The sequence below is a fragment of the Rhizobium sp. Pop5 genome, from assembly GCF_024721175.1.
In the GTDB taxonomy this organism is placed as follows: domain Bacteria; phylum Pseudomonadota; class Alphaproteobacteria; order Rhizobiales; family Rhizobiaceae; genus Rhizobium.
The window spans coordinates 4,381,460-4,396,346 of record NZ_CP099399.1 but is presented as its reverse complement, the minus strand read 5'-3'; the positions used below and the strand labels follow the sequence as shown (position 1 = coordinate 4,396,346).

Here is a 14,887-nt window from a genome sequence, read left to right as displayed (position 1 = left end):
GGGTCGCTTTCCAAGTAGATCATGGTCTAGCAGACCTATTCCTTATGGTTATGGACTGATCAGCACCAAAGCATTGATGCGGAAGCGCCGCCTGCCTATAGATGGGCTGATGGAAACCCATGGGTTAAGAAGATGAGCCTTACCGCCTTGATCACCTATGCCGGAGCGCTGTTCATCGCCGCGGCCATTCCCGGACCAGGGATTACCGCAATCGTCGCACGCGCGCTCGGCTCGAATTTCCGCGAGACCTTCTTCATGGGCCTCGGGCTGGTACTCGGCGATATGACCTATCTCACAGCGGTCATTCTCGGCCTTGCCTTCGTGGCGCAGACCTTCACCGAAGTCTTCATCGTCATCAAGATCGCCGGTGCCCTCTATCTCGGCTACATCGCCTGGAAACTCTGGACGGCGGGGCTGCTGCCGCAGGACATTGCGGCAGGGAAATCCACCAATATCGGCATGTCCTTCCTCTCAGGCCTGCTGGTGACGCTCAGCAACCCGAAGACGATGCTCTTCTACGTTGCCCTGGCGCCGACGTTAATCGATATCGGCAATGTCGGCCTGCAGGATTATGTGATGCTGCTTGCCGTTACCTTCGTGGTGCTGATCGTCGTGCTCGTACCCTATATTCTGCTTGCCTCGCGGGCCCGCACCATGCTGAGGAAGCCGCGGGCCTTGCAGGCGCTGAACCGGGTGGCGGCCGGCATCCTTGCGGGCACGGCCGCCTTCATCGCCGCGCGGGCGGCCTGAAATAAACATTCGGCAAGGACCAGTTTTCAAAGGTTATTTTCTCCCCGGACCGCTTTGCCGGAATGAACGCGGTCTGGCCTCCGCCGGCCTTTGACCCTATTCTCCTCCCCGATTCAGGGGCAGGATTTCAAAGGGAGAGCACCCATGTCACACAAGCCCGGCCGCGGCCGCATCTATTCCTCGATCACCGAGACCATTGGCGATACGCCACTCGTGCGCTTCGACAAGCTGGCGCGCGAAAAGGGCGTCGTGGCAAACCTGATCGGCAAACTCGAATTCTTCAACCCGATCGCCTCGGTAAAGGACCGCATCGGCGTGGCGATGATCGAAAGCCTCGAGGCACAGGGCAAGATCACCCCTGGAAAGACCGTGCTGATCGAGCCGACCTCCGGCAACACCGGCATCGCGCTCGCCTTTGCCGCCGCCGCTAAGGGCTATCGCCTGATCCTCACCATGCCGGAGACGATGTCGGTCGAGCGTCGCAAGATGCTGGCGCTGCTCGGCGCCGAGCTGGTGCTGACCGAGGGACCGAAGGGCATGAAAGGCGCCATCGCCAAGGCCGAGGAGCTGGCTTCCTCGCTTCCCGACGCCATCATTCCGCAGCAGTTCGAAAATCCGGCCAATCCCGAAATCCACCGCAAGACGACGGCCGAGGAAATCTGGAACGATACCGACGGCACGGTCGACATCCTCGTCTCCGGCATCGGTACGGGCGGCACGATCACCGGCGTCGGCCAGGTGCTGAAGAGCCATAAGCCCGAAATCAAGGTCATCGCCGTCGAGCCCGCCGATTCCCCCATTCTCTCCGGCGGCAACCCTGGCCCGCACAAGATCCAGGGCATCGGCGCCGGCTTCGCGCCGAAGATCCTCGATACCGGCATCTATGACGAGGTCGTCACGGTCACCAATGACGAAGCTTTCGAACAGGCGCGCCTTATCGCACGGCTCGAAGGCGTGCCCGTCGGCATCTCCTCGGGTGCGGCACTGACGGCCGCCATCAAGGTCGGCAGCCGGCCAGAGAATGCCGGGAAGAATATCGTCATCATCATTCCGTCTTTCGCGGAGCGGTATCTCTCAACGGCGCTGTTTGAAGGGCTTGGGAGCTAAGGAGCGGGCTGCCATCATCATCGAGATTAGCGGGGGCGTTTCGGCGCCCCTCTTCTTAAGGTCTGTGCGTCTAGCTCAACAGCTGCCGCATTACGCACTGCGAAAGAGAAGCATTTTCCAGAAGTGGCGTGAGATCGCTGACCTGATCGAGCGAGCCGAGAATTGACAGCTTTTGAATGTGCGTATCTGCAATTGCCGCGGCGGTGCTTGCAACCGCATCCTCAGCGTTGATCGTCATAAATGGCCGGTCGTGATATAGGCCGATGACGGGCTCGAAATTGGCGATTCCCAGCGCATTTTGCCGGTGCGCCAGCTCAAGATATGCCGAGGCGAGTGCGTTTCCTCGCTTGCTCCACTCGCCCGCAAGAACCGCCTGCTCCAGGTGGGGCACGAGGCGATCTGAAATCGGGAGTTTTGCAAAGCTGCTTCCAAACCATTTGGCATATGGGGCGTACCGGCGTTCAAGCAAAAATCCCATCCTCATGACATCGCGGATAAGCCGGCCAGCGATGATCCGCGAACCAAGATCGTCCCCCACCTGCCCCGCTCGGCCAACAAATGCCTGCTCTTCAGCGATCCGTCGCCACTGACATGCGATCTTGTATAGCCACACGTCATCGGGGAAATAGTCCATGCGCTCGCGGGCGTTCCGCAACCGCCCATCGTCGTCGTGGAACACCGCGCCCGCCGTGAACGCGAGAAGCTTCTGCTCTGCAAATCCAAGCCACTGAACAGACGTTAGATTTTCAACGGAGCGAACGACGAAGTGCTCCTCGAGCCTAGCCTCCAGCGTGTGGAACTCAAGCCCGTGCTCAATGGCGCCGACGGCCTCCGGGCCATTGGCAGGAGGATGCGGACGGCTCCGCCATCCTATTGGCTCGCCAAGGTAGTTACTGGGTGCCACCTTGGTGAACTCGCCGACCAGCGGTCGGGCATAGTCATTGAAGCTGTCGATGCTCAGGAAGATATGAACCCTAGGCCCCCAGTTGTGATCCCTGGAGACCTCGTCATCCAGACCAAGCAGTTCCGATCCGTAACCAATTAGCGCCGCTGAATGGGGGAGTTCCGGTGCGACCTGAGCCAACCAGGGTCTGATAATGTCTGTGTAAAAACGACGGGACAACTCAATCCCCTGCATGGCCTGCCCTCCTTCGGTCTATTCATAGTCCCCCGGAGAAACCGAAGAACCGCCTACCGTGCAGTTTCGGCGAATGGCAGGCCAACGATCTACGTTCTTCCTATGCCGCTGCCGTCAACCTCTCACCGGCAATGCGGTAGGAAATCGCCTCAGCCAGATGCATGCGCCCAACCGTCGGCTTGCCATCGAGATCGGCGAGCGTGCGGGCGACCTTCAGGACGCGGTGGTAGCCGCGGGCGGAGAATTTCATTTTTTCGGCGGCTTCGCGCAGGAGCTGCAGGCCGCCGGCGTCGGGTTCGGCGAGTTTTTCGATCATTGATGTGGAGCAGCGGGCATTGGTGCCGATGCCCTTAGCACCGGCGGCTTCGAAACGTTCCTGCTGGATTTCCCGGGCGCCGGCGACGCGGCGGGCGACGTCGGCGCTGGCTTCGGCGACCATCGGTCGGATGAGGTCGGCGGCGGAGACGGCGGGCACGTCGATGCGGATATCGATGCGGTCCATCAGTGGGCCGGAGATGCGGGCCTGGTAATCGCTCATGCAGCGCGGGCCGCGGGCGCAGGTGTGGCCCGGCTCACCCGCCATGCCGCAGCGGCAGGGGTTCATTGCGGCGATCAGCTGGAACTTTGCCGGATAGGAGACGCGGTGATTGGCACGCGCGATGACGCATTCGCCGCCTTCAAGCGGCTGGCGCAGCGCATCGAGCGCCTGCGGCGTGAACTCGGGAAACTCATCGAGGAAAAGCACGCCGTGATGGGCAAGCGAGGCTTCGCCGGGACGGGCGCGCAAGCCACCGCCGACGAGGGCGGCCATGGTGGCGGAATGATGCGGGGTGCGGAAGGGGCGGCGATCGGAGAGTTTGCCGCCGGTGAGCTGGCCGGCGATCGAATGGACCATCGACACCTCCAGCAACTCGGCGGCGGAAAGCGGCGGCAGGATAGAGGGCAGCCTTGCCGCCAGCATGGATTTGCCGGAGCCCGGAGGCCCGACCATCAGCAAGGTATGGACAAAAGACCCATCGTTGTTTTAGGAATCACCACCATGAACCACCCCCCCCGACCCGCCCCAAAGCCTACTCCTATGTTCGCTTCTCAACTCCCGAACAGGAGAAGGGAGATAGCCTCAGACGACAGACTGCGGCAGCGGAAGCCTACGCTCAGCGACACGGCCTTGATCTTGATGACCTGCTCACCTTCCGTGACCTTGGGGTATCGGCATATCTGGGAGCCAACGAGGAGGCCGGTCGTCTCGGTGAGTTTCTCGCGGCTGTAGAACACGGCGACATCAAGCCTGGAAGTTATCTCCTCGTAGAAAGTCTCGACCGCCTGAGCCGCAAGAAACCACGCAAGGCGGTAAGGCTTCTTGAGCGTATCTGCGAGGCGGGGATAACGCTTGTAACCTTGGATGACCAGCGGGTGTACACGGAAGAGGTCCTTGATGAGGACCAGACGGCTCTAATGGTCGCACTTTTGGTTGCCATGCGGGCGCATGAGGAAAGCGCCAAGAAAGGTCGAAGGGTTGCGCAAGCGTGGGAGAACAAGCGGACAAACGCGAAAACCAAGCCGCTGACGTCTAGGGCACCCGGTTGGCTAAAGCTTAGAGAGGATCGGAGCGGCTTTGATTTGATACCTGGCAGGGCAGTGATTGTACGCCGCATCTTTGAGCAGACGCTGGAGGGCCGAGGACAGCATGCGATTGCCGAGAGTCTAAATCGCGAAGGCGTTCCAGTCTTCGGTCGGGGGAAGATTTGGCATCGTTCATACATCAAAAAGATGCTCGAAGATGCTTCCGTAGTTGGGACCTACGTGCCCCACCGAGCCGATAGATCGAGTGGCAAGAAGGTGCGTATTCCTACGCAGCCTGTCAATCGGCGTCCAAAATTTGCACGCCGGAACACAAACCGACGAATGGAACGACTTCCTCGCCGCGATCACGCCCGCCTTTAGTCCTGCCAGGTTGCTGCCGAAACGAACTGGCGTAGAGTTTGCGGTATTGCCTCATATACATCTGACGGAACAATCTTCGGGTCGATGTCCTCGTAAACATAGATATGATTGAGCTTTCGGTGGCCCTCTAGCCCGCTATAATCTGCAAGTTTATTGCCAGGAAGATAAATCGTCATAAGATTCTCCAGTGGAGGGAGCTTGGACAATTTACCGAGCTTTAAATATCTCAAATCCAGATTAGAAAGATGCTTTAAATCCGGAAAATCATCTAAGGACGTTATTTCTCGCCCGCTAACCAAGCGGAGTTCTGTCAACGGCGAGCCTGCAGATATATTTGGCAAGTCGGCCAGTATGCCGTCGAACTGCGCCTTTTCCAAAACCGGAAAATCCGCCATGTCGAAGAAAATTAACTTGTCAGCATCCACACGAAGAGACGTTAAAGACGGTAGGGCAGGCACATCTTTCACTAGAAACGAGCCCTTCACAGATAGCTTAAGTTCATTCAGTGATGGCGCACTAGCCAGCCCTTCTAAACCCACTATCTTATCACCTTGCAATTCGATCGATTTGAGAGCTGAAAGCTTTGAAAGCCTCGCGAGGTTAAGCGGCTTCCGCAAGTAGAGATTGAGGGCCTCGAGCTTCGGAAACGGCGGAAATTCTCCGAAATCCAACGCATGATCATCCTCGCCCTCATCCAAACCAGGTCCCCCTATAAGGATCGAACCGAGTTCCAGTCGCACTAACTCCGGCTGCGAAATCAAGCCTTTAAAGCTTTCGATTAAAGCCTGTGGCGCCTGAAGTTTCTGCAATTGAGGAAGCAACGGCATCCCTTCAAAGCTCAAACCTCCTCCACGAATATCGTTGAAATCAATGGTCATTTCCTGAAGCGCCGGCATCGAGGGCATTCCCACGAAGTTCGTCACCCGAGTGTCGATGAGTTCAAATTTTCTCAACGCTGGTAAGGATGGTAGGCCCTTAAGCGACTCCAATCTGTCCCCTGAAAGCCGAAGCCATAAAAGATTCGGGAGGTTAGGAAAATCTTCCAGCGTCGAAAGGTTCAAATCCAACTTCTTGAGCTTCGGGAAATCGGGCACTCCACGTCCGGTGAGCTTTGCATCAATTGTTAGCGAAACGACCGGCGTGCTTAAGTAATTCGCTTGGGAGGCAACATTCCAAAACGCCTTTTCGTCTTGAATCGCAAGCCCGTTCTGAACAAGAGTATTCCCTGTCTTAGCGGGAGGGCCTGGAACCAAGCCGACGCTCGCGAGCTCACGAAGTATATAATCGTCATGCAGCCGGGGATAAACCAAACTCAAAACAATAAATGTTAGTAACCATATGGTGAGGGCTGCCAGAGGAAGCCACGTTCGAACTGAATACCAAGCGGCGTCTCTTCGATCACGAAACATTGGTTGCATCAGTCTCGCAATGAAGTCGTGTGCGACCTCCCACCGTTCTTCATTGCCGCTGAGAATCCTAACTAAGCCGTCGTTTGCGATAGCAATCAAGCATCCTCTTACAACGCTGGGGTCAAGCTTCGCCTGCTCTGAAAGTTCGGCCGTGGAGAGAGTGCGCTTAGTGCCGACGTCCGTTACGAGCGGGCGGAGAACTCGGAGTGATACATCCTTGATGAGCGGGTTTTTCAAGCTCCGCTCAACGTAGCCGGAAAGTAGGCGGCCAGCTTTTACTCCTTTCGGCAGCGCTCCGTGAAAGGAAGACACCACCAGTCCAAGTAGGTTCAGGACTATCGGACGCACACGGTCCGGCATATCCTCAATTTCCGCAGCTTCGCCTAGAATTTCCTCAACAAGATCCTCTCCGAGAAGTAGGCCGGAGTGCTCGATGAAATCCTGTCCAGCGGCGCGTGTGAATGGGCGTACCTCGTAAGCATTCTCGTTGGAGCCCAACGCGGGTCCGGGTAGTCCGAGAGTCATCACATCGGTAAGGTACTCCGCTCGGAGCGCCAAAAGCAGCAGCAGTCCAGGCCGTGGATTTTGTTGAAGATCCCCGAGAACCCTCGTCAATGCCGATCTGGCCTTGTCGTCGCCTAGAACAAAAACTTCTTCGAATTGGTCGATAATGAGAATTAGACCTTTGCCGCTTTGTCGCACTCGGCTTACAGCTTCATCTAGGATCCTCTCTGTGTCGTAGCGATAGTCGGGGGGCTTTCGCCAAATCGCAGTTTGTTGCCGCAGGGCAGTAGAGATTGCTTGTAGAGAATCGGAATGTGGGCGGCATGAGCAAACAACCCAGCCTCCCTTCAGTAGGGTTGGCACCACTGCCGCGTTTAAGAGAGAGCTTTTGCCAGACCCAGACTGGCCCCAAAAGTAAAGAATCGGATGGGACGTAGACTCTATCCACTTAAGGACAGAAGCTGCTGCATTGTCCGGACGGTTAAACGCCGTTGCATCGTCGGCCTGATACGGCGTCAATCGAAAGTAGGATGGTTCCTTGAGGATGCCGTTAATACCTTCCCTTTCCAGGCGATCCATCTTTATCTCAGATCGCCACTCCGGAAGTACGTAAAGCAGGATGAAAAGAAGTATGAAGGTGCCGCATATCAGGGCTGGCCAAGGTTCAGCAAGTCCGAGCTGTACGCGAAGCGTGTAGTAAGCAGCGACTAACCCAGACACCGCGCCGGTCAAAGTGGCGACGCCCGTAATATTGGAAGTAACCCTCGAGAGCGAACTTTCAATGGCTCTGCTTAACGGGCCACCGCGTCTTGCAGAAGCTCGATTGAGCTTGTCAGTCACTTCGACACCCCTCTCGCCTTGGAGAGAGCAGGATATTCTCATTAACTAGACTGACAAGTTGGCCCCACCTCTTCTTGATCGCATCTCGCTTCTCCCTGGAACTCAGGCCATCCCACCGGTTGCTCATTGATATTTGAAGTACGCTGATTTGACCGAATAGTTCAGCCACCCGCTGTAACTGGGCGACGGTCGCTTCTGCTTCTTTCAACTTCTTTTCGAGGGCCGCTTGTACGCCCGTTGCGCCAAACGTGAGGTTCGTTATGTCTTCGAGCCTTGTTGCGAGAACAGCGAAAACGAAAACAACAGCGACCATGATGTACTGGCCTTTGTCGGCGCCGATGAAGATTAGATACAGGAACGAAAGAAAGAGGATCGCCGACGCGAGAAGCGCTCCAATACGTACGGTGCTACTCATTGCTCACCTTTAAAGCGAATCGAGTTTCTTTTTAGTCTACCGAAAATTTGATGGCTCTCAGAAGGAATTCAGTGCGGTCTGCAGCTCTCGCCATAGCAGTCCTTGCCGTAATCCCATCCCTCCGGGACTCTCGCGTTCCGATAGGCGGTCGTTGAATATTCGACATTGATCACGGACCGCGCTCCCGACAAGGAGCGCCTAGATGATCGATCCCCTAAATTTCGACTGTATTTTTCGTCCTGCTAATAACTTAGACTACGACGATCTTCACCGACTGCTTTCCTCGTGCTGGATGGAAACATACGGAAGGCAAGTCTCACGGAAGATCGTGAGACGCTTCACGAAAGAAGATTGCGTTGGCGAACACCTCCGCCTGTTTTTGAACAGCATGCAGGTTGCCGACGTTGACGGGCAGGTTGTCGGCGTGATCAATCAGATCGACGACTGCATCACCGCTCTCAATGTCGCTAAGGAATTTCGACGCAATCGGATCGGTTTCAGTCTGTTACACAACGCTTACATGGCGGGTGGCACACGGTTGATCGTTGGAGCTTTCAACACTCCTGCGATCCATTTCTACGAGCGCTGCGGCTGGAGGAAGTCCCGAAGATTTTTCGAGGACGTTTGCGGGGCGAAGGTCGCCGCTTTTTTGATGGTGCGCGACTAGCGTACGGCGCGATCGATGAGATCGCAGGAGGCCTGGAGCCGTCCTATGTCTGATAGAACAGATGGTGGACGAAGTGGGCCCCTTGCCACCGCACATCGGCTTTCAGAAAGGGAACACATCGTCGGAAGTGATCTCAAAGTAATCTTCAGTCTGATATCGGGCGCTTTCGACCCTCATTGACGTTACCGACGATTTGATTGCCTGGATTGCGGGAGGCGGTCCTGGCCGGCTTTCGGTCAGGAAAAGCTCCATGGAATCTGGAAGGCTTGCCCCCGCCAGAGTCTCGCGTTGCCGCTTCGGGCGTAATCCTGGTTCGTTTCCAACCTCGGCAGCTTCGCCGAGGATCGCTATGTTTCTATTCGCTGGAAGCTGCGCCGACCTGTAAATTATGGCGTCTATCTTGCGCTGATGGCCGTCGCGTTTGAATTGATGGTGAACCCTGAGGTACTCCGCCACAGCTTGGGTCGGAATATAGTCTAGGTGTTCATCAGTTGGGGACACCGGCTTAGCAATGTCCTCCATAAACCGCTGCATGAACGCCCACTGCTCGACCTTGCGTAGGTAGTCCTTCGAAAACAGGCTCTGTGGTTTCATCGGCGCCTCAAACCGTGTCGTGTCGAGTACCCAGATGGGTCGAGTCAATTCAAACTTCCCATAGACCACGACGCTGCCGACTGGAGGGCGAAGCTCTGCAACGCAGGTCTCAAGATCGAAAGCTCCATAGAAGCAGGCGATGCCTGCGGGACTCATTCGACCCGCCTTGCGCAGTCGCTTCGGTGGAGGCCCCAGAACCGATGCCGGCTCCTCTCGGGCGCGGGCGCGCTCTTTCGGATCACTGAGAACACGGGCACGATAGAAGATACCCAAGTCGCTGCCCGGAGAAATCTCATAAACTGGAGACTGCCTTCGGTGATCTCGTTGTGCGTCGACACCGGAGAACAGCTCCGAAATTAGGTCCTTGGCGTTAGAATTGAAAAAGCGCTGCTGGTAGACGACACTTTCTCGAAAATTTCGCCAGAGGTTATCGTTGCGGTGATTGCGGTTGAAACCGTGGCGGACGTAGTTCTGATCGTCGGCGTAAAACGACTGCTCGCCATTCTGGGGCCAATATTCGTCGTCTTCAATGAGTTGATCGGCCAGAGCGCGAGCTATTTCCTCGTCTTCTGCTTGCGTAATGTCTCCAACGCAGAATACTAGACTGTCTCCCTCCTGTTCAGAATAGGCATACGGATATTCTCCAAAGCTGTAGAAATATCGGAATACGTCGTCGACCATCGCGGCGACTAGGCGGATTGGTACTCCCTTGTTTCGCGGGTGAAAGCTGCATTTTTCGTCGGGATACTGCGGCCTTACTTCCTGGATACGCCGACTGATCGCCCTATCACCAAAACACTTCGGACAAACCAGCGTCATGCTATACTTTCCAGCGATCTACGCATTCGAAGAGTCGCGAAGGCATTTCCGAGGTGGCCACGTGAACTGCAGATCCCAGCGAACAAACCGACTGGACGACGTGCGCTCCGGGGTGAGACCAATTCGAATACCGATCAGCAGCCGCAACACATAGGCGGGGTTTTATTCGTCGCACCAGTTCAGGGTGAAAGTTTTGGACAGAGCCGTGATGGGGGAGCGTAAATGTACCAACGTTGCTGAGGAGGGGGCCGTAATGCTTGAGGAACGCCTTGCGACGTACTTGTGAAGCTAATGCAGCATCGCCCGTTCCCATCCAGGCGCTCTTTCCGAACCCCCAGCCCCAATCTGCTGAGTGATCCTCATCTCTCCCAGTCCATATCTCGTGCGCCGGAAACGGATGGGCTGGTCCAGAATAGAGGCAGAGTGACGTGACGTTCAGATCTCTTGTTAACGAGTGATATGCAGCAATCAAATCGGCGGTGCCGGTTGTCAGCAAATCTTCTAAATTGCCTCGCTCTCTGAGCCATGATTTCATTTTGGGCACCGACAGGCCTCTCTCTTCGGCAAGTGCCTTGAGAAACTTCGGTCTGTCTTGGGAAATACCGGGGTCAACGAACGGAGCGAGCAGCCAATGACCGTGCTCGTAATTAACGGCTGCCGCAACTGTATCGGGAAGGACGACCAAGCCTGCATCGTTGACGGTTTCCAAGTTTTCAGCCGAAGAGGTGGGGATATCGCCGCGTCTAGCAAACGTCCACGAACGCTCTGTTTTAAGACCGCCAGGCAAATCATAGTCAATCGGAGCTAGCGGTGAATCCGCACCTCCAGGTGTGCCTCCGTCGCCATCTCCAGCCCGAAAGAATATGACCTGACGGGGGTTGAACCGAGAAAAGGCCGAACTCGGCTGGGTAACAAAAGTACGATAAAACTCTGTGTCCGCAGAGGCTCTGTCTTCCGCGTAGCTTCGGGCAAACGCTATCAGCCGGTCGATATCGTCAAGCAATGGCATGACAATAGTGTCCACCTGAAGGCCGCTTCGGGCGTCAAGAAGCTGCTCAATCCCGCTGACGTGATCGACGTGAAGGTGGGTTATAAAGAGAATGTCGAGTCGCGACTTTCGTGAATGCTTTTTTACATCTCTAATATACGCTCGTATTCTCGACTTCCTTGCAGTTTCATATTTTTTCATGGAACCACAGTCCACGACGTAGCGAACGGTTCCACCCTCGCCATGCACAAGACCGCTATGAAAAAAGCCTTGTCCAACAGGATGTTGGACGCGCTCGTGAATTCTCTGACGCATAATCCCTCTTGCCCGCGTATAGACTACTGGCCTCGCACTTCAATCGCAGAAATTGCTTTCGCAAGATTAAACGCCTGGGTTGCTCGCGTCGGAATTCGCGTCTGAAGCTGTTAGCTGCGGCCTTCGTCGGCCAGGGGCATTGCTTTACTATCAGTCGCAGAGAGCCGCTTGAATTGAAGGGTCGGTTTGTTCGACCTGCTTCGTTGTTGGTAAGCAACGTGCCGACAAATCAGCCCGTCTCGGCAAACACTCCATGCAGTGGCCGAAAAGGCGGCATTGAACATTGCCAAGGCTCGAGTTTTATTTGTCGTGATGGCTCGGTGAACGCAAGTAAGAAATCGTGTGAAGCGACAATGGGTGCCGTTGGTTTGCTTGGGTCAGCAGAGGAAATGCAGCCAGCGATTTCCGGGGAATGCTCGTGCCGAGGCGGAAACTACTGCACCGGCCAGGGAGGAGGGTTACTGTGTTACTGACAGCGGCGCGAAGAGCTACCTGCGCCGGTAGCTGCGAAATGCACACGATTGGTCGGCAAAAAAACTCGCTAAAATTTTCCTCATCCACGCAACCCGAGATTAGGCGAATGCGTGGTATGGTGTGGCTGATGGGGGCTACACATTTGCTGACAGATATTGAGGTCGCGTATTTCCGCAGCCGCATCGATGACGTCCTCCAGAGTGGACTACCAACGGATTGGCAGCGCGGCTTCCTTGTTGACATGCGGTCGAAGATCGATCGTTACGGCACGCGAACGCGGCTATCAGAAAAGCAAATGTCGACGCTGAAGCGGCTGACAGCGCTCAAGAGCGATGCCGATCTAAGACTGGTTGTCAGCAACGTCCCGGAACGGCGGAGATATCGACGTCGAACACGATATTGGGGACTCAGCCGCAGCGAGCAGAAATTGCTGATCATCGGTGCGGTTATGGTCGTCATGATGAGCGCGACAGTCGTTAAACACGCTGAAGATTATGTCGGCGGTTGGTTCCCGGCGGTGTCGACAACAACTTCTGAGGCAAGGAATTTTTCGATCACCGATGGCGATACGATCAAAATGAATGATGGTACCCGCGTGCGGCTCGTTGGCTTCAATACGCCCGAAAAATTCGAACCGCTTTGCGATCGTGAGAGGGCGCTTGGCGTCAAAGCAGGTATGAGATTGGTAGAATTGGTTTCATCGGGAAAATCAACGGTGACCAAAGTTGCTTGCTCTTGCAAGCCAGGCACAGAAGGGACTGACAAATGCAATTACGGTCGGAGCTGCGGCATTTTACGTGTTAATGGACGTGATGTCGGCCAGACGCTTATATCCGAGGGCTTGGCCGTGCCGTTTGTCTGCGGTGCTGGCGGATGTCCGCCAACACCAAGGCCATGGTGCGGATGATCAAGGGGTATATATGCTGAAGACGCCCTTGTGATATCGCAAACTGGTCGCTGGAGGCGTCATTGACGTAGTTGTGGAAAGCCGGTTCGATGACGCCGCTGTAATCAGTATGGCGGTCGGCAGACGATTTTCTGTGGCAGTGTTTAATGTTCCTGCGATCCGCTTCTACGAACGCTGCGGCTAGAGGAAGTCTGGCAAGTTTTTCGAACATATTTGCGGAGTTAAGCTCACGGCTATTTTGATGCTGCGCGACTAACGACAAAGCGAAATTGTTGCCGCAAATGAGGTTGCCTTCGGCGACGTTAGTTAGCCGAAGCTACGGTGGTTTTCCAGGCCGCAGCTTCGAGCGCACTGCGTCGCAATGAGCCACTATTGTAAGCGGCAAGCTGAGGCCGTTCAGGCCGTGTAGTTCCATGGCATGAGGGCATCTATCTCGCTGCTGGGCCATCCGTTTGCGAGACGCTCAAGCGTTTGGGTCAGCCAAGCCTGAGGATCGACGGTATTCATTTTTGCCGTTTGCAACAGGGTCGCGATCGTCGCCCATGTCCTGCCGCCGCCGTCGCTACCAGCGAAGAGGCTATTTTTTCTGGTGATGGCTTGAGGCCTGATTGCCCGCTCAACAATGTTGGAGTCAATCTCGATGCGCCCATCCGTCAGAAAGCGCTCGAAGATGTCTCGACGCGAGATGGCATACCGGAGAGCCTCGGCGAGTTTGGATTTTCCCGAGACCCGCGGAAGGGTCGCCTGCCAAAGTGTGAAGAGGTCACGGACGATCACCGCCGAACTCTTCTGTCGCGCCGCGACACGAGCTTCAGGGCTTTGGCCTCGAACGGTTTCCTCGATCTCCCAAAGCTTTGCCATGCGCTCGACCGTCTCTGTGGCGACCTTCGAGCTCTTGGCAACATGCAATTCATAGAACTTCCGGCGGCTATGTGACCAGCAGCCAGCCAGGACAACGCCGTCGTTGCCTCCATCCTTGCGGACCAGTTTGCTGTAGGCACCGTATCCATCGACCTGCAGGATCCCGTGATAGCCGCTGAGGTGCCGCGCAACGCATTCGGTCGCTCGGCTGTCCTCGAAGCGATAGGCCACCATCGGCGGACCGCTGCCTCCAAAGGTCCGATCGTCCCTCGCGTAGGCCCATAGCCACGCCGTCTTTGCCGATCCGGATCCAGGTGCAAGCGTCGGCAAGGTCGTTTCGTCGGCAAAGATCCGCTCTGCCTTCTTGATCTCGTTCAGGATGTAATCAGCAAGAATATCGAGCTCGAACCCCAGCTTGCCCATCCATTGAGCCATGAGCTTGCGGTCGAGTTCGACCTTGTCCCGCGCGTAGATCGCTTCCTGGCGATAGAGGGGTAGACCATCGGCATATTTGGAAACGGCGATCTGCGCCAGAAGTGCTTCTGTTGGAATGCCGCCTTCAATGATGTGTGGCGGGGCCGCAGCCTGGATGACGCCGTCTTCGTTCTTAAAAGCGTATTTGGGACGGCGCGTGACGATGACACGGAACTTCGCCGCCACGACATCTAGCCGTTCGGAGACGTCTTCTCCGATCAGGATTCTTTGCTTGCCCGCGTGTTCCGGTAACTCTTCCGGCTCAATCACCACCTCGACGCGCTCAAGATGCGGTGCAAAGCCCTTGCGTGGCCGCGGTGCGCGTTTGCCATCCGTATTCGAGCTGCCTTTCGTGACCTGGGCTTTAATCGCGGCTATGCCGGTCTCGATCTCCTCGAAGACAAAGGCTTGCTGCTCATCGTCGATAGCCGATGCGCCGAGCTTTTCCGAGCGCCGTCCGAAGCGAGCCCGATCGAAGGCCTTGAGGATCTGCGTCAGCCTCTCGATACGCTCGTCGGCGTCAGCATTGCGGGCCTCCAGGTCATCGACCTGCTTTTCCAAAGCATCGACACGGGCTGCCTTTTCGGCCATGGCAAGGACCATGGCCTTTAGGGCCTCAACATCATCCGGGAGCTCGATCTCGGGTCGCGTCATGGATCTGATCAGAGCATATTTTGCCGT

At 56.1% G+C, this 14,887-nt stretch carries 11 protein-coding genes and 1 pseudogene; 5 read left to right on the top strand and 7 right to left on the bottom strand.

Annotated features, from left to right (window positions below):
* Positions 1–132: 132 nt before the first annotated feature.
* The gene (locus NE852_RS23735; protein ID WP_008524764.1) at positions 133–750 is read left to right on the top strand and encodes a LysE family translocator; all 618 of its coding nucleotides are present in this window, start codon (positions 133–135) and stop codon (positions 748–750) included.
* Positions 751–894: 144 nt separating this feature from the next.
* The gene (gene cysK, locus NE852_RS23730; protein ID WP_008524766.1) at positions 895–1,857 is read left to right on the top strand and encodes a cysteine synthase A; all 963 of its coding nucleotides are present in this window, start codon (positions 895–897) and stop codon (positions 1,855–1,857) included.
* A gap of 70 nt (positions 1,858–1,927) precedes the next feature.
* On the opposite strand, the gene NE852_RS23725 is transcribed toward cysK, so the two are convergent.
* Together NE852_RS23725 and NE852_RS23720 are read right to left on the bottom strand one after the other, a co-directional pair.
* Positions 1,928–2,995 carry a DUF4037 domain-containing protein gene (locus NE852_RS23725; RefSeq protein ID WP_008524769.1) on the bottom strand — a complete coding sequence of 356 codons (1,068 nt, stop codon included), beginning with the start codon at positions 2,993–2,995 and terminating at the stop codon, positions 1,928–1,930.
* 100 nt (positions 2,996–3,095) lie between these two features.
* A pseudogene (locus tag NE852_RS23720) lies at positions 3,096–3,998 on the bottom strand (YifB family Mg chelatase-like AAA ATPase); the annotation flags it as partial.
* Between NE852_RS23720 and NE852_RS23715 the strand changes: the two are divergent.
* Complete coding sequence (locus NE852_RS23715) at positions 3,944–4,939, top strand: recombinase family protein (protein WP_258156153.1); 996 nt, start codon at positions 3,944–3,946, stop codon at positions 4,937–4,939. The pseudogene NE852_RS23720 and the gene NE852_RS23715 sit on opposite strands and share 55 nt — an antisense overlap.
* Here the strand turns inward: NE852_RS23715 and NE852_RS23710 are convergent.
* Positions 4,936–7,692 carry a hypothetical protein gene (locus tag NE852_RS23710; protein WP_128623514.1) on the bottom strand — a complete coding sequence of 919 codons (2,757 nt, stop codon included), beginning with the start codon at positions 7,690–7,692 and terminating at the stop codon, positions 4,936–4,938. The genes NE852_RS23715 and NE852_RS23710 overlap by 4 nt on opposite strands.
* A complete protein-coding gene (locus NE852_RS23705) occupies positions 7,685–8,107 on the bottom strand; it encodes a hypothetical protein (protein WP_008524774.1) in 423 nt (140 codons plus the stop codon). Before NE852_RS23705 ends, NE852_RS23710 begins: the two co-directional genes overlap by 8 nt.
* Positions 8,108–8,309: 202 nt before the next feature.
* Between NE852_RS23705 and NE852_RS23700 the strand changes: the two genes are divergently transcribed.
* Positions 8,310–8,774: a GNAT family N-acetyltransferase gene (locus tag NE852_RS23700; RefSeq protein WP_008524775.1), complete on the top strand. Its 465-nt coding sequence runs from the start codon at positions 8,310–8,312 to the stop codon at positions 8,772–8,774.
* 102 nt (positions 8,775–8,876) lie between these two features.
* Here NE852_RS23700 and NE852_RS23695 read toward each other — a convergent pair whose 3' ends face one another.
* Both NE852_RS23695 and NE852_RS23690 read right to left on the bottom strand, forming a co-directional pair.
* Positions 8,877–10,187 (bottom strand): RES family NAD+ phosphorylase, encoded by a 1,311-nt coding sequence (locus NE852_RS23695; RefSeq protein WP_008524776.1) that lies wholly within the window; start codon positions 10,185–10,187, stop codon positions 8,877–8,879.
* Position 10,188: 1 nt separating this feature from the next.
* Positions 10,189–11,490, bottom strand: a complete 1,302-nt coding sequence (locus tag NE852_RS23690) for an MBL fold metallo-hydrolase (protein ID WP_008524777.1) — start codon at positions 11,488–11,490, stop codon at positions 10,189–10,191.
* Positions 11,491–12,079: 589 nt separating this feature from the next.
* Between NE852_RS23690 and NE852_RS23685 the strand changes: the two genes are divergently transcribed.
* The gene (locus tag NE852_RS23685; RefSeq protein WP_205621932.1) at positions 12,080–12,871 is read left to right on the top strand and encodes a thermonuclease family protein; all 792 of its coding nucleotides are present in this window, start codon (positions 12,080–12,082) and stop codon (positions 12,869–12,871) included.
* A gap of 396 nt (positions 12,872–13,267) precedes the next feature.
* Here the strand turns inward: NE852_RS23685 and NE852_RS23680 are convergent, their stop codons facing one another.
* Positions 13,268–14,860, bottom strand: a complete 1,593-nt coding sequence (locus NE852_RS23680; RefSeq protein ID WP_008536638.1) for an IS66 family transposase — start codon at positions 14,858–14,860, stop codon at positions 13,268–13,270.
* Between the last annotated feature and the right edge of the window lie 27 nt (positions 14,861–14,887).